The sequence below is a fragment of the Pragia fontium DSM 5563 = ATCC 49100 genome, assembly GCF_900112475.1.
Classification (GTDB): Bacteria; Pseudomonadota; Gammaproteobacteria; order Enterobacterales; family Enterobacteriaceae; genus Pragia; species Pragia fontium.
The window spans coordinates 645,610-671,873 of sequence record NZ_FOLW01000001.1 but is presented as its reverse complement, the minus strand read 5'-3'; the positions used below and the strand labels follow the sequence as shown (position 1 = coordinate 671,873).

Here is a 26,264-nt window from a genome sequence, read left to right as displayed (position 1 = left end):
TTTCGTTATGACGTTAATTCGATTTAGTTATTGTTATACAGATCGCGATAAAGCTGGCTTTCAAAGTTAGCTAACGTGGTTTTACGGCTTGAGCGTTCGTTTGGTGACATCGCGTAGCTGGACAGGAATTGGACAAAGGCTACTTTTTCACCGCTGGCGGTAGTCATAAAACCGGCAAGATTATAAACGCCCTGTAGAGCTCCGGTTTTGGCTGATACTTTGCCGCTCAGGTTAGCTTCTTTAAAGCCGCTGCGGGAACGTAACGTACCATCCTGACCTGCGGTAGGCAGCATCGAGATAAAATCCAACTGGCTATCATGTTGAGCGATATATTGCAGGACTTGCATCATAGTATCCGCCGCAATCAGATTGTGGCGCGATAAGCCTGAGCCATCGGCAATAACTGTATTGCCAATATCAATTCCCGCCTGTTGGCGAAGAATTTGGCGGACTGCCGTCGATCCTGAACGCCATGTACCCGGTACGTTATATTGCTTACTACCAAGTGTGCGAAACACGGTATCTGCAATCATATTGTCCGAGCTTTTTAGCATCACCGTTAACAGGTCATGGAGTGGTGCTGACTGAGTCTGCGCCAGCACTTTAGCCGGGTTATTTTTATTGGTTTGATAACGAATTGCGCCAGTTTGAATACCCGCCTGTTGGAGTTCACTCTTCACTATTTTGCTGGCGTAATCGGCACCATCCTGAATGGCAAAAGCCAGTGTAATGGGCTTATCTTGCTGGGTTAAACAGCCCGTTAGCGTGTAGCGCTGGTTTTCCTCAGCGACGACATCAAACTCACAGAAGCGAGCATTAGGCGAGTTTCTGGGGTAAGAGCGAACCTGACTGATAACCTGTACCGGATAATAAGAGGCAACTTGTACTGTCGCCGTATCACCTTCACTTTTTGACGTTTGTAAGGCAACGGTAAAACAGTTTTTATCAATAATGGCAGCGGATGGTGGGGCGCTAAAGCATTGGGTCATATCGTTCCATGACCAGCCTGGCGCTTTATCGTGACTGGCAAATGCTGAAGTATCAATAACCAGACTGCCTGACACTTTACGGATATTTTGTTGTTTCAGGGATTGAACCATTGAGCGTATCTGTTGGCGTTTTAAGGTTGGATCGCCCGTAAAACGGATAATCAGATCGCCGTTGAGCACCCCATTACTGACGGGAGCATGGCTTTCAAGGGTGGTAGTGAAACGATAATCTGGGCCAAGCTGTAACAGCGCGGCCAGGGCGGTGACCACCTTTTGAGTACTGGCTGGCAGGGTTAATTGTTTCCCATGGTAATCAATTGACGGTGTTGGTGACCCGACTTTTTGTACCATTAATGAGAGGTTTGCGCCTTCAGGGAGTAACTGAGTGTATTGCTCAACAGGTGCTGCATGTGCACTGACGATCAAAGTGCCTGCGATGCCGCTGAAAACTTTCAATAAACGCATAATGATTGGTTACCTGCCTACCTGCATAAAAGAAATAATGATTACCCGACACCATTGCGGTATAGGCGTTATGCAGCCTTGCGCACGAAGGGGTAAAGGTTTAGTTGTGCAAAAGTGTACCACTATTTAAGCGGCTAATTTATACCAAGATTAGCATATGATAATCTTGGTATAGTTATGCCATAAAACTAAACGATGACCCCGATGGAAGTCTAAGGTAAAATAGCCATTATCTATAACATCTAGTTTGACCTGATGAAGTTATATCGGGTCGGGCGTTTTTTGCTTGTAAAGCGGTGGCGATGGTTACAGCTGCCGTTAATTATTTTATCAATCGCCAATGATTTCAAAATAATAAGCGATTTGAGAGGGAAGAGAGTTATGCGACAAATTCCAATGACGTTACTGGGTGCTGAACGATTACGTGAAGAGCTTGACCACTTAAAAGGCGTTCGTCGGCCGAAGATTATTGCTGATATCGCTGAGGCCCGTGCCCATGGCGATCTGAAAGAGAACGCAGAATATCATGCCGCTCGTGAGCAGCAGGGGTTTTGTGAAGGCCGAATTCAGGAGATAGAAGCAAAGCTGTCTAACGCTCAGGTTATTGATGTGACGAAGATGCCCTATACTGGTCGGGTTATTTTTGGCGCAACGGTTAAAGTGATGAATCTGGATACTGAAGAAGAAGTTACTTACCGTATTGTTGGCGATGATGAAGCTGATTTTAAACAGAATCTGATCTCGGTGAATTCACCGATGGCTCGTGGCCTAATTGGTAAAGAAGCGGATGATGTCGTAGTGATCAAAGCACCGGGCGGTGATATCGAATTCGAAATTCTGAACGTCGAATATCTTTAATCAGTTATCGGTTATGGATGTGCTGGTTATTTAATCGAGTGTAAAGAAATGAAAAAAGGCGACAATTATCACCTTTTTTCATCAAACTTAGCGTGGCAGGCTAATTTTTTTATCTTTACTTGCTCGATAAAGAACTAAAATACTACCGATCATCTGCACGTTATTAGCGCCAGTTTCACGAACGATCGCGTCAGCAATCAGTTGTTTGGTTTCACGATCTTCCGTTGATATCTTCACTTTGATCAGCTCATGATGTGCTATGGCATGTTCAATTTCAGCGAGAACGCCTTCGGTGAGACCGCTTGCACCGACCATCACAACCGGTTTTAATGGGTGTGCCAGGCCTTTAAGGTGCTGTTTTTGCTTGTTAGATAAATTCATTTTCTTTACGTCAGTTTGGGGTTGGGGGTTGAAAACGGTGTATTCTACCGCCATCTGTGAGTTATCACCAAATTTGGTGTGCAGCGAATATAAGTATATGGTTGGAATACCGCATGGGTAATAAAAAGCGTTCGGCCAGTTCGACGCGCTGGTTACAAGAACACTTTAACGACAAATATGTGCAACAAGCGCAGAAAAAAGGGCTACGTTCCCGCGCATGGTTTAAACTAGATGAAATACAGCAGACAGACAAACTGTTTAAACCGGGCATGACGATTGTTGACTTAGGGGCTGCTCCTGGCGGGTGGTCACAATATGTTGTGACACAAATTGGTAACAAAGGTAGAGTAATTGCATGTGATATTTTACCTATGGATCCAATCGCTGGAGTTGATTTCCTTCAAGGCGATTTTCGTGATGAGATGGTACTGAAGACTTTATTGGAACGCGTAGGTGATAGTAAAGTTCAGGTTGTGATGTCTGATATGGCGCCGAATATGAGTGGTACTCCTGCCGTTGATATTCCTAAGGCGATGTATCTGGTTGAATTGGCGTTAGAAATGTCTCGAGATGTTTTAGCGCCAGGCGGGAGTTTTTTGGTTAAGGTCTTTCAAGGGGAGGGGTTCGATGAGTATTTACGCGAAATTCGCTCCATGTTTAATAAAGTAAAGATTCGTAAACCTGATGCTTCACGAGCTCGTTCACGTGAAGTATACATTGTAGCGACTGGGCGCAAACTATAGTACCCTAACGCGTATTGTTAACACCATTGTAATATGAGGTTAATTCCTTGAGTGATATGGCGAAGAACCTAATTCTCTGGTTAGTCATTGCTGTTGTGCTAATGACTGTATTTCAGAGTTTCGGGCCTAGCGATTCAGGCGGCCGTCGAATAGATTATTCGACGTTCATGACGCAGGTTAGTAATAATCAGGTCAGTGAAGCTCGGATTAGTGGACGCGAAATTCAGTATAAAACGCAGCCGGATAATGCGGCTCATACTACCTATATGCCAACAGAGGATCCGCTACTGCTGAGCCTGCTGTTGAAAAATAACGTGAAAACCGTTGGTGAACCACCAGAGCAGCCTGGCTTCTTGCAGCAGGTGTTTATCTCCTGGTTCCCAATGTTGTTGCTGATTGGCGTTTGGATTTTCTTCATGCGTCAGATGCAAGGCGGCGGCGGTAAAGGTGCGATGTCGTTTGGTAAAAGCAAAGCGCGCATGTTGACCGAAGAACAGATTAAAACCACGTTTGCTGATGTTGCTGGTTGTGATGAAGCAAAAGAAGACGTTAGCGAATTGGTTGAATTCCTACGTGATCCGAGCCGTTTCCAGAAATTGGGCGGTAAGATTCCAAAAGGCATTCTGATGGTGGGGCCACCTGGTACTGGTAAAACGTTGCTGGCAAAAGCGATTGCTGGCGAAGCCAAAGTGCCATTCTTCACTATTTCTGGTTCTGATTTCGTTGAAATGTTTGTCGGTGTGGGTGCATCCCGTGTCCGAGATATGTTTGAACAGGCCAAGAAAGCTGCACCGTGCATCATCTTTATCGATGAAATCGATGCGGTAGGCCGTCAGCGTGGCGCTGGTTTAGGCGGTGGTCATGATGAACGTGAACAAACGCTAAACCAAATGCTGGTTGAGATGGATGGTTTTGAAGGCAATGAAGGCGTTATCGTTATTGCTGCAACTAACCGTCCAGACGTTCTGGACCCTGCATTACTTCGTCCGGGTCGTTTTGACCGTCAGGTGGTGGTTGGTTTACCAGACGTTCGCGGCCGTGCACAGATCCTGAAAGTGCATATGCGTCGTGTACCGGTATCGCCAGATGTTGATGAATCAGTGATTGCTCGTGGTACCCCAGGGTTCTCCGGTGCTGATTTAGCCAACTTGGTGAACGAAGCCGCTTTATTTGCTGCGCGTACCAATAAGCGTGTGGTGTCAATGGTTGAGTTCGAAAAGGCCAAAGACAAGATTATGATGGGTGCAGAGCGTCGTTCTCTGGTGATGACGGAAGAACAGAAAGAGTCTACCGCCTATCACGAAGCAGGACATGCGATCATTGGTCGTTTGGTACCTGAACATGACCCGGTTCATAAAGTCACGATTATTCCACGCGGCCGTGCGCTAGGCGTGACCTTCTTCTTACCTGAAGGTGATGCGATTAGTGAAAACCGTCAGAAGCTGGAAAGCCGTATTTCAACGCTGTATGGCGGCCGTTTAGCGGAAGAGCTGATTTATGGTCCGGCTAAAGTGTCTACCGGCGCATCTAACGATATTAAAGTTGCGACCTCTATTGCTCGCAACATGGTGACTCAGTGGGGCTTTTCAGAGAAGTTAGGTCCGTTACTGTACGCTGAAGAAGAGGGTGAAGTCTTCTTGGGCCGTTCGGTTTCGAAAACCAAACATATGTCTGATGAAACTGCGCGTATTATTGACCAGGAAGTGAAGTTTCTGATTGAGCACAACTATCAGCGTGCAAGACAGATTCTGGAAGATAATATGGATATCTTGCATTCGATGAAAGATGCATTGATGAAGTATGAAACCATTGATGCACCGCAAATCGATGATCTGATGGCTCGCCGCGAAGTTCGTCCTCCTGCGGGTTGGGATGAAGCGCAAAGTGGTGGAACCAAGCCACCGGCGGGTAATGCTCAGTCTCCGGCTAAGCCTGAAGAACCAAAGGCGCCAGAGTTCAATCAAACCGATGAGCCAAGCGATAAACCTGCGGTATAAGTCGCGGTTTAAAGGTTGGTGATGGGTTGCCAATATTGATTTGATAAAAAGCTCTCCTGATGGGGAGCTTTTTTTATGCTATTTTTGCACTGTCAAAAGGTGGTGTGGTTTTGGTGAGTCAGCCGATTGTGTTATTGTCTTTTGCCTTATTCGGGATAGGTTCGTTACCGACAGAGGTCAATCGGTGTTTTGATATTCATCGACAGATAGGGGCCTGTAGCCCCGTTGTTATTTAAGGATTAAGGAATTCATCATGAAGTTAGAGAGTAAGGGGTTAACGTTAGATTTGGCTTACCCACAGGTGATGGGGATCCTAAACGTAACGCCTGATTCTTTTTCTGACGGGGGGCGCTTCCGCCAGATAGATAATGCGCTGCGGCATGCGAACGAGATGATTCAGGCTGGCGCAACGATCATCGATATCGGTGGCGAATCGACGCGTCCGGGGGCAGCGGAAGTACCGCTTGATGAAGAACTGGAACGGGTGATACCGGTTGCGGAAGCAATAGCAAAAAATTTTGAAGTCTGGGTGTCAATTGATACATATAAACCCGAGGTTATGAGAGAATCTCATCGGGTTGGCGTGCATTTAATTAATGACATTCGCGCGTTGCAGGAGCCTGGTGCTTTGGATGCTGCTATAGAAACCGGTTTGCCGGTATGCCTGATGCATATGCAGGGTATGCCAAGAACCATGCAGCATGAGCCAAAGTATCATGATGTTGTGGCCGAGGTAGATGCCTTTTTTAGCGAACATATTGCCCGCTGCGTTAATGCGGGGATGGATAAAAATAAAATATTACTCGATCCTGGCTTCGGTTTTGGTAAGGATCTGAAGCATAATTATCAACTATTGGCCCATTTGTCAGAGTTTCACCATTTTGGACTGCCGCTATTGGTTGGCATGTCGAGAAAAGCGATGATAGGGCAGCTGTTGAATGTTTCTCCCGATCAGCGAGTGATTGGCAGCGTTGCTTGTGCCATTATTGCAGCTATGCAGGGGGCACAAATCATTCGTGTGCATGACGTAAAAGAAACGGCGGAAGCAATGAGAATTGTAGAAGCAACACTTTCTGCTAAAGGATAAAATGACATGAGCGGTAATCGTAAGTATTTTGGTACAGATGGTATTCGGGGCAAAGTGGGTGAACATCCTATCACACCTGAGTTTGTACTTAAGTTAGGTTGGGCTGCAGGTAAAGTATTAGCGCGCCATGGTTCGCGTAAAATCATTATTGGTAAAGATACCCGCATTTCCGGCTATATGTTGGAATCCGCATTGGAGGCCGGTTTGGCCGCTGCCGGTTTATCCGCTTCTTTTACCGGACCGATGCCCACGCCGGCGGTTGCTTATCTGACGCGTACTTTCCGTGCCGAAGCTGGAATTGTTATCTCTGCCTCCCATAACCCTTATGATGATAACGGCATAAAATTCTTTTCCATTGATGGCACTAAGCTGCCTGACGAAGTAGAAGAAGCGATTGAAGCAGAAATGGAAAAGCCGTTAACCTGCGTTGAATCTGCTGAACTGGGTAAAGCCAGTCGGATTAATGATGCCGCTGGTCGCTATATCGAGTTCTGTAAGGGCGGTTTCCCCAGTGAGCTTAGCCTGAGCGAGCTAAAAATTGTGGTGGATTGTGCCAATGGTGCCACCTACCACATTGCACCGAGCGTATTGCGTGAATTAGGCGCTAATGTGATTACCATCGGCTGTGATCCTGATGGTATGAATATTAATGAAAAATGCGGTGCTACCGACGTTACTATGCTGCAACAGCGCGTATTGGCTGAACAGGCGCATATTGGTATTGCTTTGGACGGCGATGGCGACAGGGTCATTATGGTTGACCATCAGGGTAATAAAGTCGATGGCGACCAGATTATGTACATCATTGCCCGTGAAGCACTACGTCAGGGACAATTGAAAGGTGGTGCTGTTGGCACGCTGATGAGTAATATGGGTCTGGAACTGGCGCTTAAGCAGTTAGGAATTCCATTTGCCAGAGCAAAAGTAGGCGACCGCTATGTGCTGGAAAAAATGAATGAACTGGGCTGGATGATCGGCGCGGAGAATTCAGGGCACGTTATCTTATTAGATAAAACCACCACCGGTGACGGTATTGTCGCTGCGCTACAGGTTTTAGCCGCTATGGCTCGCAACCATATGACGTTACACGATTTGTGTAGCGGCATGAAATTGCTACCACAGGTGCTGGTAAACGTTCGTTTTGCCGGTCAGCACGATCCCCTGGCTGCTGATAATGTTAAGCAGGTATTAGCCGAAGTTGAAAAAGAGCTGGTTGGTCGTGGCCGAGTATTACTACGTAAATCAGGGACTGAGCCATTGATTCGCGTGATGGTAGAAGGCGATGATGATAAGGAAGTACTGGAACTGGCTAACCGTATTGCCGATGCAGTGAAAGCTGCCGGTTAATTTTTTGTTTGCCAGATCGTTATAAAATAGGGGGGGATATTTCCCCCTGTTTTAATTGATAAATTAAAATAATAAAAAAGGAATTTTTAGGTATGCGAATCAATTTTCTACTGCGTATTATTTTTTCCTTAATTATCATTGTATTTCTTCTGGTCTATTCTCTCTATAACGGCTTTATCCGATTTAATTATCCTTCGCTGACGCAATACCCTATTCAGGGCATTGATGTCTCTCATCATCAAAAGAACATTGACTGGAACCGATTAGATAAGAAAAAGGTTCGCTTTGTTTTTATCAAGGCCACGGAAGGAGGGGACTTTAAGGATAAAAGCTTCATGACCAACTGGCATGCGGCGCGTGAACAGGGATTTATTGTTGGGGCCTATCACTTTTTTGTTTTTTGTAAAACTGGTGCTGAGCAGGCGCAAAACTTTATTGAAACGGTACCTAAAAAATCAGGTACATTGCCTCCGGTTCTCGATCTGGAATATGGTGGCAATTGTCAGCTTACTACCAGTAAAGAACGGATTCGGGCTGAAATAGAGGAGATGGTTAAGCAACTGGAAAGCGCTTATGGCAAAAAGCCCATTCTTTATGCTACCAGAGAGTTTTTTGATGACTTTTTAGTTAATGAATTTAAAGAGTTACCTATCTGGATCAGGGATATCTATCGCCACCCTTCATTGAATGATAACAACCGCAAGTGGCTATTTTGGCAATATGCTAACCGAGGGCGTTTAGATGGGATCGAAACCTTTGTCGACCTCAACGCTTTTAATGGTTCAGAAACAGAATTATTCACACTTTTAAAATAGGGCTATTTATATTAATCATATTTACAGATAACTATTTTACGTGACTATTTCATGGTGGTATTATTATTTAAAACGGAATTAAATAATAATGAAAGGGAGTAGGATCAATGGCGCTAATGAGGTTTTTTATTACTCATTTCTTTAAGTTGTTTTTTGTATTAGTTATTCTTCCTATTTCTACCTCCTATGGGTTAACTCCAGAACGCAGCTTAACTAAAGCTGAGAATGCTATTTTTTCTCTTAATTTGGTATTAACCGAAAATGCCGGTCATTCTATATTTCCCCCCACTTATCGTATGAAAAAGTTAGAGGAAATCACCCGTCAAAATGGTGAGTGGATGAGCTCGAGCCTGATTGAATATAACCCGCTAGGTCACATTACTCGGCTGGATCGCAGAGAAAAAAACCGCCGCGGTGAATCCGTTACCAAAATTTATCAAGATGAAAGTGGTCAATGGATTAAAAGTATTAAATGGTTAATCAAGGGCAAAGAATCCGACGTTGGAAAAATGATTGTTCGTTATCAACACGATCAGAATGGCCGTATTATTCGCAGTGAATTGATGAATAGTGAATGGATGCGGGAATATATTTATAATGATGACGAACAGTTAACCGAAATTGTTGAGAAGCAACAAGTTAATAACGGAATTGGCGTCCAATATACGGTTAAGAAATATTATTATAATGCCAGAGGTTTTGTCGCCCGTAGAGATTTTTGGACCGGCCGTAATCATTTTGTTTCCACGTTATATTTCGATTATAACGAAAAAAATACGCTGGAGCGCATTACTGCTGAAGCCATTGCACATTCAGCCCAGAAAAAACGTGGAGAGAAGGTCTATTCCTATTATGACCAAAAGCATAACTGGTTACAGGCGGAATGGGGTACTGAAGAGAACAAATTTACTCAAAACAGAGAGATAGACTATTACTAAACCTTTTTTGTTACTTTTATTAGGGTTGGTTTTGGATTAACTTATTGTTTTTATATATATTCCTTATGTTTGGCTGCAAGAATTATCATTCAGCCATAGATAAATGAGTGCGGATTCTTTTATAATAGCGCTCAACTAGCCACAGTCAGACGGTAAACTGCTGATTTTTTCCGCAAATGCGCGTCGGTTGCTAAAATGCGCTTGCACCTCTTTGTGGCTTTCGTTAGTATTCACACCCGCTCCAGTCGGGATAGAGGGATTATTCACTTTATCTCTGGTAACTGGCAAAAGCTTTAGCACGGGATTATCCCGCAAGGATTACAGGCAAGAATATGTACGAAGCGCTTCTTATTATTTTCCTGCTGGTAGCTATCGGACTGGTTGGTCTGATCATGCTGCAGCAAGGCAAAGGTGCTGATATGGGTGCCTCTTTCGGTGCCGGTGCATCTGCAACTTTATTCGGTTCTGGCGGCTCAGGTAACTTCATGACCCGCACGACAGCGATTTTAGCTACGCTATTTTTCATTATTAGCTTAGCGCTGGGTAACCTCAGCACTCATCAGGACAAAAAAGTCGGTGAGTGGGATGACCTCAGCACCCCGGTGAAAACTGAGCAGGTTAAACCTGTGCCTCAGAACACACCAAGCAGCGATATCCCACGATAAGGGATAGCAAGAGTTCTGGCAGGCGATAGGCTTGCCAAGCAGTGCCGAGGTGGTGGAATTGGTAGACACGCTACCTTGAGGTGGTAGTGCCCGATTGGGCTTACGGGTTCAAGTCCCGTCCTCGGTACCAATATTGAAGAAATAGACGCTTAGAGCGTCTATTTTTTTGTCTTAAATTTGAGTGATAATTCTTGTTTTGATATTCATTCTATAAAATGAGAGATAGACGTTCGAACCAAAATAGACACTAACTCTTAAACACCTGTCCCCGATGCCATTCCACAAACTTATCATGTGGATAATATTCGGCATTCTTAGGCAACAATATTGATTGCCCGGCAAAATCCCAAAACAGTCGTTCAACGATTTGGCTGCCGTTTACGCCTTCTGAAATCAGCAGTTTCATTCCATCATCGATACCGATAACTCCCATATCAAATGCGGAATGATGCAGTGAACACAGCGCCAGTCCATTATTTACCGAGCATGGGCCACCGTATTGCTTCCATTTAATATGTGCCGCTTCCAGCCCAACGGGAGTACTGTCATGCCGTAGGTTGTAGCCGCATATTGCACATTGATAGTTATAGGCTCGAAGTATACTTTGGCGGAAATGAGGATCGCGGGTTTTACGTATGTCATGAAGCAAGAAATCCAAGCGGTTAGCAATCAATTCCTGAATACTTTCAGGAAAATGTTCACTCAGAATTTGCTCTGCTAGTTTATTGATAAGTGATGGCTTGCTATGTATCAGCTGATAGGCTTCCTGATCGAAGCCTCCCATGACCCCATATTCAATCAGTTCTCGCTTTGGCGGCTCTTTGTTGCCTTTCTGTGGCGTACACAGCTCAGTATTCTGCAAATCCCAAAATCCATCACTACGTAATCGCCAGAATGGCATAGCTGGATAGTGACCCCGCCTTTGGGGACCGAAACTGTTTAGCAGTTCCAGTAATTGTGGGTGGATTTCCTCACCATAGTTAAATAGGCGTTCGTGGCCTTTTTGATACTCAGAAAGCACATACAGTAACAATAGCGGCTTATGCGGTGCACGTTGATCGCCTTTACGCCAAATGGTCAGGTTGGAAATGGCAGTTTGTAGTGCCTTGCCAGAGATCATCTAAACATCCTGTCTAACAGCTTGAGGTTATTGCGATCATGCTCGCAAAAGTAACCTAATTCAAGCCGTCTAAATCATGTTGGGATACGGGTCTTTAGACAATATGTTGATTGAACAGATAAAACCGAGATCCCGGTTTTCACCGGGATGACAGGATTTATTCGTTCTTACATGCAGAGTGAAATGCTTAGCTGAACGGTACTACCGCCAATAGGGGACACTTAACCCTATAACTCCGCAAACTTAGCCCGAATTTCTTCCTCAGGCAAATCAATACCAATAAACACCATGGTACTTTTGCGTTCTTCGTCCTGTTGCCATTCTGTGTCCCAGTCGGCGTTATACAGGCGTTGTACACCCTGAAACAGCAGACGACGGGAATCATCTTTGATCGACAGAATTCCTTTATAGCGCAGCAGGTTGTCGGCGAAGGTTAACAGTAGGTTTTCCATTACCTGCGAAATCTGCTTTAGCTCCAGCGGCTTGTCATGATAAATCACAATCGACTGAATATTATTCTGCGGCTGTGGAATGCGACGAAATACCGGCGCTGATGGGGTAACGCTGAGTTTATCGTTCAGTACAAACCCTTCAATATCGAACAGAATGCTGAGGTCGATATCGCCATGGGTGACGGTATGAATCGGTGCACGGGCGTTCATCAGTTGTAAACGTTGAATTAGCGCTTCATTATCCGATGCAATATCGGTTTTGGTGAGCAGGATGCGGTCGGCATAACCGATTTGCGCCTGCGAAATGGTAAACTTATTCAGCTGCTGGTCGGCATGTACTGCATCTACTAAGGTGAGAATACCATCTAACAGAAAACGCTGGCAGATAAGCTCATGGGAGAAAAAGGTCTGGGTGATAGGGCCAGGATCGGCCATGCCGGTACACTCAATGATCAATCGATCGAATTCCAGCTGTCCTTTATCCACACCGTCTAACAGGTCCAGCAGCGCATCTTCCAGTTCGTTCGATTTACTGCAACAAATGCAACCATTACTGAGGGTGGTAATGCGGCTGGCGCGGTCGCCAATGATGGTGTTATCTATTGGAACTTCACCGAATTCGTTTTCGATAACGGCAATCTTGTAACCGTGATTTTCATTCAGGATATGGCGTAAGAGCGTGGTTTTACCTGCACCCAAAAAGCCTGTCAGGATGGTGACTGCAATGGGTTTCATTGTTGTGTCCTTAATTGATTAACTGCGGTTGATCAGCAGCAGCGCATACCGCCTTTGCCGTCTCCGCCGTAGCGAGCCTGTTGGCGTTCACGGAAAAACTCTTTATAGGTCATCATCGGTTTATCCGGATGGTTGTCTTTCATATGCTGCACATAAGTATCATAGTCGGGCACACCGACCAACATACGGGCCGCTTGCCCAAGATACTTACCCGCTTGCCCGAGATTTCCGAACATCTTTTTTCTCCAGGAAAATACGCTGCATAATTTAGAGGGAATCTGATTGATAACGGGCGCAGCATATGCCGCGCCCCTGTATATCAGATTGTCATGATGTTGAATACGGCTTAATTCACATTATGCAGTGTATTCATTAAATCATCATTAATGGTGCGATGAAACCTGGACGCCACCTTCAGGAACCGGAACATAAGGGGTTTCCTGATCGGTACGCTCTGGGTTTTTACGCGCAGCCATCGCAGTTTTAATACCGTAGAAAATGATGCTGTAAACGACTAACAGGAACATGATGCTTAAACCAGCGTTAGTGTAGTTGTTAACGACAATATGGTTCATATTAGCAATCTGTTGTGCAGTCAGCTCAGCGCCGCCTTCAGCGATTTTTTGCTTATAATCGTTAGCCAGATAGAAGAAGCCTTCCAGCTGAGGATTGTTGCTGAACAGTTTCAGGCCAAGTGCATAAGTGGTACAGATCAACAACCAAACGGCTGGAACCACGGTAACCCAAATGTACTTAGTGCGCTTCATCTTAATCAGAACCACAGTACTCAACACTAACGCAACCGCTGCCAGCATCTGGTTAGAGATACCGAACAGAGGCCACAGGCTCTTCACGCCGCCCAGAGGATCCACTACGCCTTGATACAGCAGGTAGCCCCACAGACCAACGCAGCCAGCGGTACCAACAATACCGGCAACCAGTGAGTCAGTTTTCTTCAGGAATGGAACGAAGTTACCCAGCAAGTCTTGCAGCATAAAGCGGCCAGAACGGGTACCTGCATCCAATGCGGTCAGGATGAACAGGGCTTCAAACAGAATACCAAAGTGGTACCAGAAACCCATATCCGCAGCTGGAATGATCTGGTGGAACACGTGAGCAATACCAACGGCCAGCGTTGGTGCACCACCTGCGCGGTTCAGAACTGACGGCTCACCAATGTCTTTGGCGGTTTGTAGGATCTGCTCCGGCGTGATAACAAAGCCCCAAGAGCTAACGGTTGCCGCCGCATGGGTGGTTACGTCGCGCAGTGAAGCCATGATCATTGGTGCATCTTCAGTGCCCAGTCTATGCAGGTCTGGCATGGTGATGCCTAACGCTGCTGGCGGGGTGTTCATGGCAAAGTACAGGCCTGGCTCGATAATAGAAGCCGCAACCAGTGCCATAATCGCCACGAAAGATTCCATTAACATTGCACCGTAACCGATAAAGCGAGAATCGGTTTCGCAAGCCAGCAGTTTTGGTGTTGTACCGGAAGCGATTAAGGCGTGGAAGCCAGAAACCGCACCACAGGCAATGGTAATAAACAGGAATGGGAACAGAGAACCTTTCCAAACCGGGCCAGTACCGTCAATAAACTGAGTAACCGCAGGCATTTTTAAATCTGGGTTAAGAATAACGATACCAATAGCTAATCCGACGATAACGCCGATTTTCAGGAAGGTCGCCAGATAATCGCGCGGAGCCAGAATCAACCATACTGGTAGTAAGGCAGAGATAAAGGCATAGCCGATCAGAGTATAAGTAATGGTGGTGTCTTTAAAGGTCAGTGCTGGGCCCCAGTATGGGTCATGGGCGATAACGCCGCCGAACCAGATGGATGCCACTAATAAGATAATACCAATAACCGAAACTTCACCTACGCGGCCAGGACGTAGATAGCGCATGTAGATACCCATAAACAGCGCGATCGGTACAGTAGAACAAACGGTAAATACGCCCCACGGGCTTTCGGCTAGTGCTTTAACTACGATCAGAGCCAGAACAGCCAGGATAATGATCATAATCATAAAGCAGCCAAACAGCGCAATGGTACCCGGAACCGGACCCATTTCCTTTTTGATGATCTCACCTAAAGAGCCACCGTTACGGCGTGTGGAGATAAACAGTACCATAAAGTCTTGTACTGCCCCTGCCAACACTACGCCCGCCAGCAGCCATAAAGTACCTGGCAGATAGCCAACCTGTGCTGCTAATACTGGACCAACTAAAGGACCGGCACCGGCAATCGCGGCAAAGTGGTGACCAAACAAGACGTTCTTATTGGTTGGTACATAGTTTAAACCATCATTATTAACGACGGCTGGTGTTGCACGAGTCGCGTCCAGCTTCATCACCTTAGTGGCGATATAGAGGCTGTAGTAGCGATATGCCACTAGATAGACGGATATGGAAGCAACGATAATCCACAGGGCACTGATGTGCTCACCACGACGTAGTGCTACCACGCCGAGGCAAGATGCGCCGAGAATCGCCAACAATATCCATGGGATGTGTTTTAATATCCCCGCTTTGTTCATGAGGTATCCTTTTTATTCTTATCAGTAAAAATTAAGTGATTGATTCGGTTATATATGGTTTTAAGTAAATGGCTGCCTGATCCGAACCAATATTATTCCCCTCCGAAAGGGAGGGATAAAATGGCAGCGGCTCATTATCGTGGCTCAAATAAGAGGATGACATCTCAATTTCAGTCAGCGGTTTAATCGGATGGTTAAGCGGTTAAAATCAGGTGGTAAGTGGTTATTCTTTGAAGAAAGCGGTACTGCAAGGGGAATATATTATTAACTCGTTTTATACATTTATGCAATGTCTACTAATCTGTGAGTTTTAATCTCATCATTTATTGATGGCTATCACAAAACGGAATAAATATTTTTCCGGCTACTATTTTTATGGGGAGAACTCTAAGAAAAGAGTTAATTTCTTGCCACAAAAGTGAGCTTAAAATTGACGATCAGAGACGTAATCCCACTATTGTTGAATAGTATTCAATAATTATCCGTTGCATTGATGAACAGATTTTAAACGCATTCTCTTTGCTGAAAACTATTGATATGCTGCATTCCGTATGAAATGGCAAACAAAACGATCTTTATAATCATCGCCATTATCCGAGATTATTCAGTGCGTTTATTGTAGAGGAAACATGATGTCATCTGGCGATCTCGTGCAGGAGTTTTTACTTGCGGCTGAAAAAGGGCAGTTAAATGTTCTAGAATCTTGTTTACAAACAGGTTTAGACATTAACGTCACAAATAGGCAGGGAAGAACGGCTATTATTATCGCTAGTTTGCATAAACAGTATGAATGCGTCTCTTTTTTACTTCATGCCGGGGCCGATATTAATATTCAGGACCAAACCTGCTTTAATCCTTTCTTATTAAGCTGCCTTAATAATGACCTTCAATTGTTGCGTATCATATTACCCGCTAACCCTGACTTAACGGTATTAACTCGTTTTGGTGGCGTAGGTATTACTCCCGCCAGTGAAAAAGGGCACGTGGACATTGTTCGCGAGTTGCTGGAAAAAACCAATATTAACGTTAACCACACCAATTTTTTAGGTTGGACACCGTTGTTAGAAGCCATTGTGTTAAATGACGGCGGCAAAAAGCAGCAGGACATTGTCAAAATGCTGCTGGATAACGGCGCTAACCCGCATATGACGGATAAATACGGAAAAACTCCGCTGGAGTTAGCGCGTGAGAAAGAATTTCATGAAATTGCAGAGTTGCTGATAGCGGCAGGCGCATAGTTTCTTTTACGGACGCTGGTAGCAGAAAATAATATTGATTAATGATGAGCGGCTTTATTTAACCCACTATCAAGAAAGTTTAATGACGTCAGCTAATATCATTCATGAATCGATAATCAAAGAAGAGCATTCGCTTTAGTGATTCAAAGTAATAATGATTTCTATGGTTCTATTTGAGCATTTTTACTGTCGTCATTTAATGACGACAGTAAAAATGTGATGCTGAGAAATACGCTAAATCAGAAATAGAGAGAAATTATCCATCGGCTGATAACCATGCTGGCTGAGGGAGAACGTGAACGTATTTATCCGGTTAATCCCGATAAACGCTTCATCAAAAATGTGGGCTGCGGCTCTCATCGAATCATAGGGTTAGGAGAATCGAATGCAATCAAATAAAAATGCTGACCGTAGAGCGTTTCTCACCCAAACGGGTAAAGCGATGGCAGCCTGTGCGTTGCTGGGTTCTACTTCGGGTATCGCCTATGCTAACGGACCATCAAAAGAGAACAAGGACGATATTCTCAACGTGAATAAACTGATTGATAAGCACTATTATCTGGACAATATCCGCCTTGAAGACGGTTTCATTTATCAGAATGAAACCGTCATCGGTACCAAAACGTCGCTGAACACGCTGGAAATTCAGGACGGCAAAATAGTGGCGATCTTGCCGAACCGCCAACACACTCAGACACAACTGCCAGCCTATGATGCCGGTGGCATGCTAATGCTGCCTGCTTTGCGCGATATGCATATCCATCTGGATAAAACTTTTTATGGTGGTCCATGGCGTGCGCCAGCTTCCCGGGAAGGGAAAACGATTATGGATATGATTGCTCTGGAACAAAAGCTGCTGCCGGAACTTCAACCTTATACTAAAGATCGAGCAACCAAGCTGATTGACTTAATACAGTCGAAAGGTTCGGTTATTGCTCGTAGTCACTGCAATATTGATCCGGTGTCCGGGCTGAAAAATCTGCTGGCACTGCAGGAAGTGCTGGAACAAAGGAAGGGGGATTTTAGCTGTGAAATTGTGGCCTTTCCCCAGCATGGTTTACTGTTATCCAAATCTGAGCCCTTGATGCGTGAAGCTATGCAGGCGGGAGCGCATTATGTGGGCGGTCTGGACCCGACCACTGTCGACGGTGCCATGGAACAATCGTTGGATACCATGTTCCAGATAGCGCTGGATTATGACAAAGGTGTCGATATTCATTTGCATGAAACCAGCCCGTCCGGCGTAGCGGCGGTGAACTATATCATCGGGACAGTTGAAAAAACGCCGTTGCTGAAAGGCAAGGTCACAATAAGTCACGCGTTTGCTTTAGCCATGTTAAACCCACAGGAAGCTGAGTTGACGGCTAAAAAGCTGGCTGAACAGCAAATTACTATCGCTTCAACCGTACCAATCGGCACCTTGCATATGCCGTTAAAAATGCTAAAACGTGAGGGCGTATTGGTTATCACCGGCACTGACAGTGTGATTGACCACTGGTCGCCGTTTGGTCTGGGGGATATGCTGGAAAAAGCAAACCTCTACGCACAGCTTTATACTCGGCCGGATGAGTTTGCCCTGTCGCGGTCTTTGGCTATTGCGACCGGAAATATTCTACCGCTGAATGATAAAGGGGAGCGGGTATGGCCAAAAGCACAGGATGAAGCCAGTTTTGTGCTGGTGGATGCCTCTTGTTCAGCTGAGGCTGTGGCGCGTATTTCTCCTCGTCAGGCGGCATTTTATCAAGGCCAGATGGCGAGTGGAGCCGTAGCTAAAGCGGTGAGTTAACAACATACCAAGTGCATCTTTTTGACATCATCGTCATAAAACGGTGCAGGAAAAGACGTAATGCTCGCTTTGTGAATGGAACAAAGCGGGCATTTTTGTTCTTCAGTTGTGGAATAAGCGGCTAAAATAGCCATGGTCGATTGCGGGTATAACAAGGGAATAATAACGGCATGAACTCAATATTTACCGAAGAGAATTTATTAACCTATACCACCGCAGCAAAATTCGGCAACTTTAGTAAGGCGGCAGAGGAGCTTGGTATTACTACCTCTGCGGTTAGCCATACCATTAAACGTATCGAAACCTATCTGGGCGTGATGCTGTTTATTCGCAATACGCGAAATATTGAGCTGACGGAATCAGGTTACTATTTTTATCGTAAGGCGACAGAACTGCTGAATAACTTCTACGCAATCAAGCGCAGCATTTATACCATCGATCAAGGGATCGAAGCCCGGGTGCGAATCTGTATTAACCAATTGCTCTATACGCCCTACCACACGGCAAAACTCTTGCAGATGTTAAAAAAGCATTTTCCTACCTGCCAGATTACGGTAACCACTGAAGTGTATAACGGCGTGTGGGATGCCATTATTAACAACATTGCTGATGTTGCTATCGGCGCTCCAGGGACGTTGCTCGATGGGGGCGGTATTGACTATAGCGAAATTGGCGTGATTCGTTGGCAGTTTGTGATCTCGTCCAGTCATCCGCTAGCTTTGATGACCGAGCCTATTTCTGAAAGTCAGTTACGTTTGTATCCCAGCATTATGGTAGAGGATACCGCCCAGACTATGAATAAAAAGGTAGGTTGGCTGTTGCACGGGCAGGAGGCGCTTCGGGTGCCCGATTTTCACACTAAATGCCAGTGCCACATCCTTGGCGAAGGCGTGGGTTTTTTACCGGACTATATTGCCAAAGAACATCTGGATAGTGGCTCGTTAGTGGTTAAGAAAATCCAAAATCCACGACAGGACTCCCATCTGTTGTTGGCAACGCAACATTCCGCTACCGGTCAGGTCACCCAATGGATAAAAAATGAATTTCAGGAAGGGGGCATATTGGCGGCGTTGTATAGCGATTTTTTACATCCTGATTAACGTGGTAATGCCAGTCAGTTAAGAAAATGCGATCGGTAAGTTTTATTTTTTGACCTTTCTTTTGACCTTTATATTGAGCGCTGGAATTCAGCCGACAACTGAGAGAGGGAGCACGCCCATCAGGGATGATGGGCGAGGCGCTGCTTCTCCAGGAGAGAATCAGCGCCGGTGCGTTAACCCGAGCGAAGGCGGAGGGGAGCCGCCGTAGGCGGCCTGGATTCGGGGGCGAAGGCGTGGGAGTGCAGAGGGCGTTCGCCTAACGCCCTCTGCTCGGCCACGTGCACCAATGTTAATTGATGCTCTGCACTGATAGTGGACGAAACTTTCGCTGTCATTAAGCTTAACTGACAAGCATTACCTGATTAACGTGGCTGTTTTGAGTTTGTGTCATTCAGGATAGTAATGAAATGGAGTTCGCTATTAGCGGGAGCATTGTTACCATTAAACTGAGTGCGTTGTGATTTCAGTCCTTGATGAATGCCTTTGGGCTTAAATAGAATAGCTTAGCTATTGAATTTCGCCTTTATCCCCCTCCTTTTCTGCATTTGCCTTTTGTAGGTGGTTGGCGTATTATACACATCATTCGGGCGCGGGGTGGAGCAGCCTGGTAGCTCGTCGGGCTCATAACCCGAAGGTCGTCGGTTCAAATCCGGCCCCCGCAACCAATTTTCCCTAGTTTATTTTCAAATAATGTAGCGACGCTTGTTGCTATTGATTATTTGAAAAGATACTAAACTGGATAAGTAGATCAATCGCTTATTACAGAAATAGGGTCCAGTTGCAAAAGCCCCGACTTATCGGGGTTTTTTGTTATTAGGCAGCAAAATCACTGGGCTATAGGCCCTTTTTTTACGTCTTGGGGGTGGGGTTGTCCACACTAGAACAGAAGTTGACGGAATTGATCAGTGCGCCAGTTGAAGCATTAGGCTTTGAATTGGTTGGCATTGAGTTCATTCGGGCCCGTCAATCAACACTACGCATTTATATTGATAGTGATAAAGGTATCAACGTTGATGATTGTGCCGATGTGAGTCATCAGGTCAGCGCGGTACTGGATGTTGAAGATCCGATTACAACGGCTTATAACCTGGAGGTTTCTTCCCCAGGTATGGAAAGACCGCTTTTCACTGCGGCTCACTATGTGCGTTTTATCGGTGAAGATGCCAGCCTAACGTTGCGTATGGGGATACAAAACCGTCGTAGATGGGTAGGCAAGATTAAATCCGTTGAGGGTGAAATGATCACCCTTGATGTTGAAGGTAAAGATGAAGTATTCGCGCTGAGTAATATTCAGAAAGCGAATCTGGTTCCCCATTTTTAGAGCTCATATGAGGCACAACTAGATGAATAAAGAGATTCTGGCTGTTGTTGAAGCGGTTTCTAATGAAAAGGCGCTTCCTCGTGAGAAAATTTTCGAGGCGCTAGAAACTGCTCTGGCAACGGCAACTAAGAAAAAGTATGAGCAAGAAATTGACGTACGCGTAAGCATCGATCACCGTTCAGGGGATTTCGATACTTTCCGTCGTTGGATGGTTGTTGATACCGTGACCCAACCAACGCGTGAAATTACGCTGGACGCAGCGCGTCTGGACGAACCTGAGATTCAGGTTGGCGATTACGTTGAAGATCAGATTGAATCTGTAACGTTTGACCGTATCACCACGCAGACTGCAAAACAGGTTATCGTACAGAAAGTACGTGAAGCTGAACGCGCCATGGTTGTGGAACAATTCCGTGAATATGAAGGCGAAATTGTTACTGGTATGGTTAAAAAAGTTAACCGTGACAGCATTATTCTCGACCTGGGTAACAATGCAGAAGCGGTTATTGGCCGTGAAGATATGCTGCCGCGTGAGAATTTCCGTCCGGGTGACCGGGTACGTGGCGTGCTTTATATCGTTCGTCCTGAAGCGCGTGGCGCACAGTTGTTTGTTAGCCGTTCTCGTCCTGAGATGTTGATTGAATTATTCCGCATCGAAGTACCAGAAATTGGCGAAGAAGTGATTGAAATTAAAGCAGCAGCTCGCGATCCAGGTTCCCGTGCAAAAATTGCCGTGAAGACTAACGATAAGCGGATTGACCCGGTTGGTGCCTGTGTTGGTATGCGCGGTGCGCGCGTGCAGGCGGTTTCCGGTGAATTAGGCGGTGAGCGTATTGATATCGTGCTGTGGGACGATAACCCAGCGCAGTTTGTTATTAATGCGATGGCTCCCGCTGACGTGGCCTCTATCGTCGTAGATGAAGATAGACATACCATGGATATCGCCGTTGAAGCCAGCAATCTGGCACAGGCGATTGGTCGTAATGGTCAGAACGTTCGTTTAGCAGCTCAGCTTACCGGCTGGGAACTGAATGTGATGACTACCGAAGAGTTACAAGCAAAACATCAGGCAGAAACGTACGCTGCTATTGATACCTTTACCAAACATCTGGACATCGATGAAGATTTCGCTACGGTACTGGTTCAAGAAGGTTTCTCATCCTTAGAAGAGCTGGCTTATGTGCCAGTGAAAGAACTGTTGGAAATCGACGGTCTGGATGAAGACACTATTGAAGCGTTACGCACCCGTGCTAAGAATGCGTTAACTACGCTGGCATTAGCGCAGGAAGAGAGCCTTGGCGACAACAAGCCGGCAGAGGATTTATTGAATCTGCCTAATCTTGATCGTTCTATGGCGTATAAACTTGCTGCAAAAGGCGTTTGTACGTTAGAAGACCTTGCTGAGCAAGGTGTTGACGATTTAACAGATATTGATGGCCTGACGAGTGAGAAGGCCGGTGAGCTAATTATGGCTGCCCGCAATATCTGTTGGTTTGGCGATCAAGAGTAATCACTGTAGCAGGAAGGAACAGCATGTCAGAAGTAACCATTAAATCGCTGGCCGAAGAGATTCAAACTCCGGTAGACCGCCTGCTGCAGCAGTTTGCTGATGCAGGCATTAAAAAGTCTGCGTCGGACTCTGTGACCCAGCAGGAAAAAGAAACATTACTGGCCCACTTAAACCATGAACATGGTGGTGCGCCAAGTAAACTTACGCTACAGCGTAAGACTCGTAGCACACTGAGCATTCCAAGCACCGGTGGCAAAAGCAAATCTGTGCAGATTGAAGTGCGTAAGAAGCGTACTTATGTGAATCGTGATTCACAGGAAGCTCAAGAAGCTGAAGCCCAGGCAGCACGTGAAGCCGAAGAGCAGGCAAAACGCGAGGCTGAAGAACTAGCCAAACGCGCTGCTGAAGAGCAGGCTAAGCGTGATGCAGAAGAGAAAGCTAAGCGCGAAGCTGCTGCTAAAAAAGCGGCAGAAGAGAAAGCGAAAGCGGCTGCAAATACTAAGCCAGCTGCTGCTAACGCGAATGCTAAAACTGAAAAACCAGCTCAGACGGACAAAGCCCGTCGTGAAGCCGAAGCAGCAGAACTGAAGCGTAAAGCGGAAGAAGAAATGCAGCGTAAGGTTGAAGAAGAAGCTAAGCGTATAGTAGAAGAAGCACGTAAAATGGCAGAAGAAAATGAAGGCCGTTGGGCGGCTGAACCGGTAGAAGATGTGACCGATTATCACGTTACTACCTCTCATCATGCGCGTGAAGCGGAAGATGAGAACGACCGTAAAGTTGAAGGTGAACGTCGCGCCCGCGGTGGTAAGTCCGGTAAGCCGAAGAAAGGGAATAAACTTTCTGAGTCTAAAGCCGACCGTGAAGAGGCTCGCGCCGTTACCCGTGGTGGTAAAGGTAAGCGTAAGCCAAGTACACTGCAGCATAGCTTTAATAAGCCTGCTCAGGTAGTTAACCGTGACGTTATCATCGGTGAAACCATTACCGTTGCTGAACTGGCTAACAAAATGGCAGTAAAAGGCTCTCAGGTTATTAAAACCATGATGAGGCTGGGTGCCATGGCAACCATCAACCAAGTTATTGATCAGGAAACTGCGCAGCTGGTTGCTGAAGAAATGGGCCACAAAGTTATTCTACGCCGTGAGAACGAGCTGGAAGAAGCGCTGATGAGCGATCGTGATATCGATGCGTCACTGGAGCCACGTGCACCGGTTGTGACCATCATGGGTCACGTTGACCACGGTAAAACCTCGCTGCTGGACTATATCCGTTCAACCAAAGTCGCCTCTGGCGAAGCGGGCGGTATTACTCAGCACATTGGTGCTTATCACGTTGAAACAGACAACGGCATGATTACTTTCCTGGATACTCCAGGACACGCCGCGTTTACGTCAATGCGTGCTCGTGGTGCTCAGGCTACGGATATCGTGGTTCTGGTGGTTGCGGCCGACGATGGCGTGATGCCACAAACTATTGAAGCTATTCAACATGCTAAAGCCGCTAAGGTACCGATCGTGGTTGCGGTGAACAAGATCGATAAGCCGGAAGCGGATATGGATCGCGTGAAGAATGAGTTGTCTCAATACAACGTACTGCCAGAAGAGTGGGGCGGTGATACTCAGTTTATCCCTGTTTCCGCTAAAGTGGGTACCGGTATTGATGATTTGCTGAATGCTATCCTGCTACAGGCTGAAGTTCTGGAACTGAAAGCGGTGCGCGATGGTATGGCAAGCGGCGTTGTTATCGAATCATTCCTGGATAAAGGTCGTGGTCCTGTGGCTACGGTTCTGGTTCAGGAAGGTACGCTACATAAAGGCGATATCGTTCTTTGTGGTTTCGAGTACGGCCGTGTTCGTGCGATGCGCGACCAGGTTGGTCAGGAAATCACCGAGGCGGGTCCATCTATTCCGGTAGAAATTCTGGGTCTGTCAGCCGTACCGGCTGCGGGTGATGAAGCCACTGTGGTGCGTGATGAGAAGAAAGCACGTGAAGTAGCGCTTTATCGTCAGGGTAAATTCCGTGAAGTGAAGCTGGCTCGTCAGCAGAAATCTAAGCTGGAAAACATGTTTGCTAACATGGAAGAAGGTGATGTTTCTGAACTGAATATCGTGCTGAAAGCAGACGTTCAGGGTTCTACCGAAGCGATTACCGAATCATTACTGCGTCTTTCTACTGATGAAGTGAAAGTGAAGATTGTTGGTTCTGGCGTAGGTGGTATTACTGAAACTGACGCCACGCTGGCTGCGGCATCTAACGCGATTCTACTGGGCTTTAACGTACGTGCCGATGCATCTGCGCGTAAAGTGGTTGAGGCTGAAAGCCTGGATCTACGTTACTACTCTGTTATCTATGACCTGATTGACGAAGTTAAACAGGCCATGAGCGGTATGTTGGCACCAGAATACAAACAGCAAATTATTGGTCTGGCTGAAGTACGTGACGTATTCCGTTCACCGAAGTTTGGTTCAATTGCTGGTTGTATGGTGACTGAAGGTATCGTTAAGCGTCACAGCCCAATTCGTGTACTGCGCGACAACGTGGTTATCTATGAAGGCGAGCTGGAATCCCTGCGTCGCTTTAAAGATGATGCCAGCGAAGTGCGTAACGGTATGGAATGTGGTATCGGCGTTAAGAACTATAACGACGTACGCGTTGGTGACATGATCGAAGTGTTTGAAGTTATCGAGGTTAAGCGTACTATCGCTTAAGGCTTGTCACTTAAAGCAGTATCTATGCGGGGGGCCTTTATGCCCCCCTCATTATTGGAGAATATATTATGGCAAGAGAATTTAGCCGTACTCAGCGCGTTGCGCAGGAAATGCAAAAAGAGATCGCCATTATTTTACAGCGTGAGGTCAAAGATCCGCGTATTGGTATGGCGACGGTTTCCGGCGTAGAAGTTTCACGGGATTTAGCGTATGCGAAAGTATTCGTTACTTTTCTAAATGATAACGATGAAGAGTCGATTAAAGCTGGTCTGAAAGCATTGCAAGATGCCGCGGGTTTTGTGCGCTCATTATTGGGCAAAGCGATGCGTTTACGGGTGATTCCTGAGTTAACGTTTGCTTATGACAACTCTCTGGTAGAAGGTATGCGTATGTCTAACCTGGTTACCAGCGTAGTCAAAAATGATGCTGAACGTCGCGCTGCGGCAGGTGAGGATGAGGACAACGCGTAATGGGTCGTCCTCGTCGTCGCGGCCGTGATATTCACGGCGTATTATTACTGGATAAGCCGACGGGCATGAGCTCCAACGATGTCCTGCAGAAAGTAAAACGCATTTATAATGCTAACAAAGCGGGCCATACCGGAGCTTTAGATCCTTTAGCTACCGGTATGCTGCCGATTTGTCTTGGGGAAGCAACCAAGTTCTCCCAGTTTTTATTGGATGCGGATAAGCGCTATCGGGTGATTGCTCGCTTAGGTCAGAGAACCAATACTTCGGACTCTGATGGTGAAGTGATCGCTGAACGTCCGGTCAACTTTACGCAGGCCAGTTTAGATACTGCGTTAGCTCAGTTTCGTGGTGAAACCGATCAGGTTCCTTCCATGTATTCTGCATTAAAATATCAGGGTAAACCCCTGTATGAATATGCCAGAGCGGGTATCGAAGTACCGCGCGAGTCGCGCAAGATTACCGTTTATGAATTGAAGTTTATTCGTTGGCAAGACAATGAGCTGGAGTTGGAAATTCACTGCTCTAAAGGGACGTATATTCGTACCATCATTGACGATCTCGGCGAATTGCTTGGTTGTGGTGCTCACGTTATTTATTTAAGACGTTTGAACGTTGCAGACTACCCGACAGAAAGAATGGTAACGTTAGAACAACTTCAACAGATTCAGAGTGATGCACTGGCGGAAGAACGTTCCCCGGTGGCTGAGTTGGATCCGTTCTTACTACCGATGGATAGTGCGGTTGCTGATTTTCCTGAAGTTAACCTACTGCCGGTGATGGGCGTGTATGTTAAACAAGGGCAGGCGGTACAGGTTGCCGGCGCACCTAGCAGTGGTCTGGTACGCATCACCGTTGGTGATGAAAGAGAGTTTATCGGCGTCGGAAAAATTGACGATGATGGCCGAGTCGCTCCCCGTCGTTTAGTGGTAGAACAGCCAGCCGAATAGTTATTGTTGAAACTGGTATTATCATCCCGACTTTATTCCCGAAATCCCCGCGAAAGCG

23 protein-coding genes and 2 tRNA genes are annotated in these 26,264 nt (G+C 46.1%); 18 read left to right on the top strand and 7 right to left on the bottom strand.

Annotated features, from left to right (window positions below; genetic code table 11):
• Positions 1-23: 23 nt before the first annotated feature.
• The gene (gene dacB / locus BMZ28_RS02720; RefSeq protein WP_074820507.1) at positions 24-1,454 is read right to left on the bottom strand and encodes a serine-type D-Ala-D-Ala carboxypeptidase; all 1,431 of its coding nucleotides are present in this window, start codon (positions 1,452-1,454) and stop codon (positions 24-26) included.
• Between the two features lie 381 nt (positions 1,455-1,835).
• On the opposite strand from dacB, the gene greA reads away from it, so the two are divergent.
• Positions 1,836-2,312 (top strand): transcription elongation factor GreA, encoded by a 477-nt coding sequence (gene greA / locus BMZ28_RS02715; protein WP_047779810.1) that lies wholly within the window; start codon positions 1,836-1,838, stop codon positions 2,310-2,312.
• An 87-nt stretch (positions 2,313-2,399) separates the two neighbouring features.
• Here the strand turns inward: greA and yhbY are convergent, their stop codons facing one another.
• A complete protein-coding gene (gene yhbY / locus BMZ28_RS02710) occupies positions 2,400-2,693 on the bottom strand; it encodes a ribosome assembly RNA-binding protein YhbY (protein ID WP_047779811.1) in 294 nt (97 codons plus the stop codon).
• 113 nt (positions 2,694-2,806) lie between these two features.
• Here yhbY and rlmE point away from each other — a divergent pair, with 113 nt between their 5' ends.
• From rlmE to BMZ28_RS02680, 6 genes are all read left to right on the top strand, one after another.
• Positions 2,807-3,436, top strand: coding sequence for a 23S rRNA (uridine(2552)-2'-O)-methyltransferase RlmE (rlmE, locus tag BMZ28_RS02705; protein WP_047779812.1), 630 nt, complete (start codon positions 2,807-2,809; stop codon positions 3,434-3,436).
• Between the two features lie 56 nt (positions 3,437-3,492).
• Positions 3,493-5,433, top strand: coding sequence for an ATP-dependent zinc metalloprotease FtsH (ftsH, locus tag BMZ28_RS02700; RefSeq protein ID WP_114987450.1), 1,941 nt, complete (start codon positions 3,493-3,495; stop codon positions 5,431-5,433).
• Positions 5,434-5,686: 253 nt separating this feature from the next.
• Positions 5,687-6,520 (top strand): dihydropteroate synthase, encoded by an 834-nt coding sequence (gene folP, locus BMZ28_RS17440; RefSeq protein WP_074820505.1) that lies wholly within the window; start codon positions 5,687-5,689, stop codon positions 6,518-6,520.
• A 6-nt stretch (positions 6,521-6,526) separates the two neighbouring features.
• A complete protein-coding gene (gene glmM / locus BMZ28_RS17435; protein WP_047779815.1) occupies positions 6,527-7,867 on the top strand; it encodes a phosphoglucosamine mutase in 1,341 nt (446 codons plus the stop codon).
• Between the two features lie 92 nt (positions 7,868-7,959).
• Positions 7,960-8,682 (top strand): glycoside hydrolase family 25 protein, encoded by a 723-nt coding sequence (locus BMZ28_RS02685; protein ID WP_047779816.1) that lies wholly within the window; start codon positions 7,960-7,962, stop codon positions 8,680-8,682.
• A gap of 107 nt (positions 8,683-8,789) precedes the next feature.
• Complete coding sequence (locus tag BMZ28_RS02680) at positions 8,790-9,620, top strand: hypothetical protein (protein WP_074820502.1); 831 nt, start codon at positions 8,790-8,792, stop codon at positions 9,618-9,620.
• 135 nt (positions 9,621-9,755) lie between these two features.
• On the opposite strand, the gene BMZ28_RS17430 is transcribed toward BMZ28_RS02680, so the two are convergent.
• Entirely contained in the window at positions 9,756-9,920 is a 165-nt protein-coding gene (locus BMZ28_RS17430; RefSeq protein WP_158487408.1) for a hypothetical protein, read from the bottom strand.
• Positions 9,921-9,952: 32 nt separating this feature from the next.
• Between BMZ28_RS17430 and secG the strand changes: the two genes are divergently transcribed.
• Complete coding sequence (secG, locus tag BMZ28_RS02675) at positions 9,953-10,285, top strand: preprotein translocase subunit SecG (RefSeq protein WP_047779818.1); 333 nt, start codon at positions 9,953-9,955, stop codon at positions 10,283-10,285.
• A 43-nt stretch (positions 10,286-10,328) separates the two neighbouring features.
• Positions 10,329-10,415 (top strand) — tRNA-Leu (locus BMZ28_RS02670).
• Positions 10,416-10,532: 117 nt separating this feature from the next.
• Here the strand turns inward: BMZ28_RS02670 and BMZ28_RS02665 are convergent.
• From BMZ28_RS02665 to BMZ28_RS02650, 4 genes are all read right to left on the bottom strand, one after another.
• Positions 10,533-11,405: a phosphorothioated DNA-binding restriction endonuclease gene (locus tag BMZ28_RS02665; RefSeq protein ID WP_074820501.1), complete on the bottom strand. Its 873-nt coding sequence runs from the start codon at positions 11,403-11,405 to the stop codon at positions 10,533-10,535.
• A gap of 227 nt (positions 11,406-11,632) precedes the next feature.
• Positions 11,633-12,592 (bottom strand): GTPase, encoded by a 960-nt coding sequence (yjiA, locus tag BMZ28_RS02660; protein ID WP_074820500.1) that lies wholly within the window; start codon positions 12,590-12,592, stop codon positions 11,633-11,635.
• A 32-nt stretch (positions 12,593-12,624) separates the two neighbouring features.
• Positions 12,625-12,828, bottom strand: a complete 204-nt coding sequence (locus BMZ28_RS02655) for a YbdD/YjiX family protein (protein WP_047779821.1) — start codon at positions 12,826-12,828, stop codon at positions 12,625-12,627.
• A gap of 147 nt (positions 12,829-12,975) precedes the next feature.
• Positions 12,976-15,129: a carbon starvation CstA family protein gene (locus BMZ28_RS02650; protein WP_047779822.1), complete on the bottom strand. Its 2,154-nt coding sequence runs from the start codon at positions 15,127-15,129 to the stop codon at positions 12,976-12,978.
• A gap of 632 nt (positions 15,130-15,761) precedes the next feature.
• On the opposite strand from BMZ28_RS02650, the gene BMZ28_RS02645 reads away from it, so the two are divergent.
• From BMZ28_RS02645 to truB, 9 genes are all read left to right on the top strand, one after another.
• Positions 15,762-16,367 carry an ankyrin repeat domain-containing protein gene (locus tag BMZ28_RS02645; RefSeq protein ID WP_047779823.1) on the top strand — a complete coding sequence of 202 codons (606 nt, stop codon included), beginning with the start codon at positions 15,762-15,764 and terminating at the stop codon, positions 16,365-16,367.
• 385 nt (positions 16,368-16,752) lie between these two features.
• Positions 16,753-18,153 carry an amidohydrolase family protein gene (locus BMZ28_RS02640; RefSeq protein ID WP_074820498.1) on the top strand — a complete coding sequence of 467 codons (1,401 nt, stop codon included), beginning with the start codon at positions 16,753-16,755 and terminating at the stop codon, positions 18,151-18,153.
• Positions 18,154-18,323: 170 nt separating this feature from the next.
• Positions 18,324-19,253: a LysR substrate-binding domain-containing protein gene (locus BMZ28_RS02635; protein ID WP_074820496.1), complete on the top strand. Its 930-nt coding sequence runs from the start codon at positions 18,324-18,326 to the stop codon at positions 19,251-19,253.
• Positions 19,254-19,841: 588 nt separating this feature from the next.
• Positions 19,842-19,918, top strand: a tRNA-Met gene (locus BMZ28_RS02630).
• Positions 19,919-20,121: 203 nt separating this feature from the next.
• Entirely contained in the window at positions 20,122-20,574 is a 453-nt protein-coding gene (gene rimP, locus BMZ28_RS02625) for a ribosome maturation factor RimP (protein WP_047779826.1), read from the top strand.
• 22 nt (positions 20,575-20,596) lie between these two features.
• Positions 20,597-22,084 (top strand): transcription termination factor NusA, encoded by a 1,488-nt coding sequence (gene nusA / locus BMZ28_RS02620; protein ID WP_047779827.1) that lies wholly within the window; start codon positions 20,597-20,599, stop codon positions 22,082-22,084.
• 23 nt (positions 22,085-22,107) lie between these two features.
• On the top strand, positions 22,108-24,789 hold the full coding sequence (gene infB / locus BMZ28_RS02615) for a translation initiation factor IF-2 (protein WP_074820492.1): 2,682 nt from the start codon (positions 22,108-22,110) through the stop codon (positions 24,787-24,789).
• 68 nt (positions 24,790-24,857) lie between these two features.
• Positions 24,858-25,259, top strand: a complete 402-nt coding sequence (gene rbfA / locus BMZ28_RS02610; protein ID WP_047779829.1) for a 30S ribosome-binding factor RbfA — start codon at positions 24,858-24,860, stop codon at positions 25,257-25,259.
• Entirely contained in the window at positions 25,259-26,206 is a 948-nt protein-coding gene (gene truB, locus BMZ28_RS02605; RefSeq protein WP_047779830.1) for a tRNA pseudouridine(55) synthase TruB, read from the top strand. The genes rbfA and truB overlap by 1 nt, the downstream gene beginning before the upstream one ends.
• The last annotated feature ends 58 nt before the right edge of the window (positions 26,207-26,264 follow it).

What these genes read in the sequence shown, in the direction of transcription:
- dacB (WP_074820507.1), bottom strand. Translation starts at nt 1,454, where the DNA reads ATGCGTTTATTGAAAGTTTTCAGCGGCATCGCAGGCACTTTGATCGTC.
- greA (WP_047779810.1), top strand. Translation starts at nt 1,836, where the DNA reads ATGCGACAAATTCCAATGACGTTACTGGGTGCTGAACGATTACGTGAA.
- yhbY (WP_047779811.1), bottom strand. Translation starts at nt 2,693, where the DNA reads ATGAATTTATCTAACAAGCAAAAACAGCACCTTAAAGGCCTGGCACAC.
- rlmE (WP_047779812.1), top strand. Translation starts at nt 2,807, where the DNA reads ATGGGTAATAAAAAGCGTTCGGCCAGTTCGACGCGCTGGTTACAAGAA.
- ftsH (WP_114987450.1), top strand. Translation starts at nt 3,493, where the DNA reads ATGGCGAAGAACCTAATTCTCTGGTTAGTCATTGCTGTTGTGCTAATG.
- folP (WP_074820505.1), top strand. Translation starts at nt 5,687, where the DNA reads ATGAAGTTAGAGAGTAAGGGGTTAACGTTAGATTTGGCTTACCCACAG.
- glmM (WP_047779815.1), top strand. Translation starts at nt 6,527, where the DNA reads ATGAGCGGTAATCGTAAGTATTTTGGTACAGATGGTATTCGGGGCAAA.
- BMZ28_RS02685 (WP_047779816.1), top strand. Translation starts at nt 7,960, where the DNA reads ATGCGAATCAATTTTCTACTGCGTATTATTTTTTCCTTAATTATCATT.
- BMZ28_RS02680 (WP_074820502.1), top strand. Translation starts at nt 8,790, where the DNA reads ATGGCGCTAATGAGGTTTTTTATTACTCATTTCTTTAAGTTGTTTTTT.
- secG (WP_047779818.1), top strand. Translation starts at nt 9,953, where the DNA reads ATGTACGAAGCGCTTCTTATTATTTTCCTGCTGGTAGCTATCGGACTG.
- BMZ28_RS02665 (WP_074820501.1), bottom strand. Translation starts at nt 11,405, where the DNA reads ATGATCTCTGGCAAGGCACTACAAACTGCCATTTCCAACCTGACCATT.
- yjiA (WP_074820500.1), bottom strand. Translation starts at nt 12,592, where the DNA reads ATGAAACCCATTGCAGTCACCATCCTGACAGGCTTTTTGGGTGCAGGT.
- BMZ28_RS02655 (WP_047779821.1), bottom strand. Translation starts at nt 12,828, where the DNA reads ATGTTCGGAAATCTCGGGCAAGCGGGTAAGTATCTTGGGCAAGCGGCC.
- BMZ28_RS02650 (WP_047779822.1), bottom strand. Translation starts at nt 15,129, where the DNA reads ATGAACAAAGCGGGGATATTAAAACACATCCCATGGATATTGTTGGCG.
- BMZ28_RS02645 (WP_047779823.1), top strand. Translation starts at nt 15,762, where the DNA reads ATGTCATCTGGCGATCTCGTGCAGGAGTTTTTACTTGCGGCTGAAAAA.
- BMZ28_RS02640 (WP_074820498.1), top strand. Translation starts at nt 16,753, where the DNA reads ATGCAATCAAATAAAAATGCTGACCGTAGAGCGTTTCTCACCCAAACG.
- BMZ28_RS02635 (WP_074820496.1), top strand. Translation starts at nt 18,324, where the DNA reads ATGAACTCAATATTTACCGAAGAGAATTTATTAACCTATACCACCGCA.
- nusA (WP_047779827.1), top strand. Translation starts at nt 20,597, where the DNA reads ATGAATAAAGAGATTCTGGCTGTTGTTGAAGCGGTTTCTAATGAAAAG.
- infB (WP_074820492.1), top strand. Translation starts at nt 22,108, where the DNA reads ATGTCAGAAGTAACCATTAAATCGCTGGCCGAAGAGATTCAAACTCCG.
- rbfA (WP_047779829.1), top strand. Translation starts at nt 24,858, where the DNA reads ATGGCAAGAGAATTTAGCCGTACTCAGCGCGTTGCGCAGGAAATGCAA.
- truB (WP_047779830.1), top strand. Translation starts at nt 25,259, where the DNA reads ATGGGTCGTCCTCGTCGTCGCGGCCGTGATATTCACGGCGTATTATTA.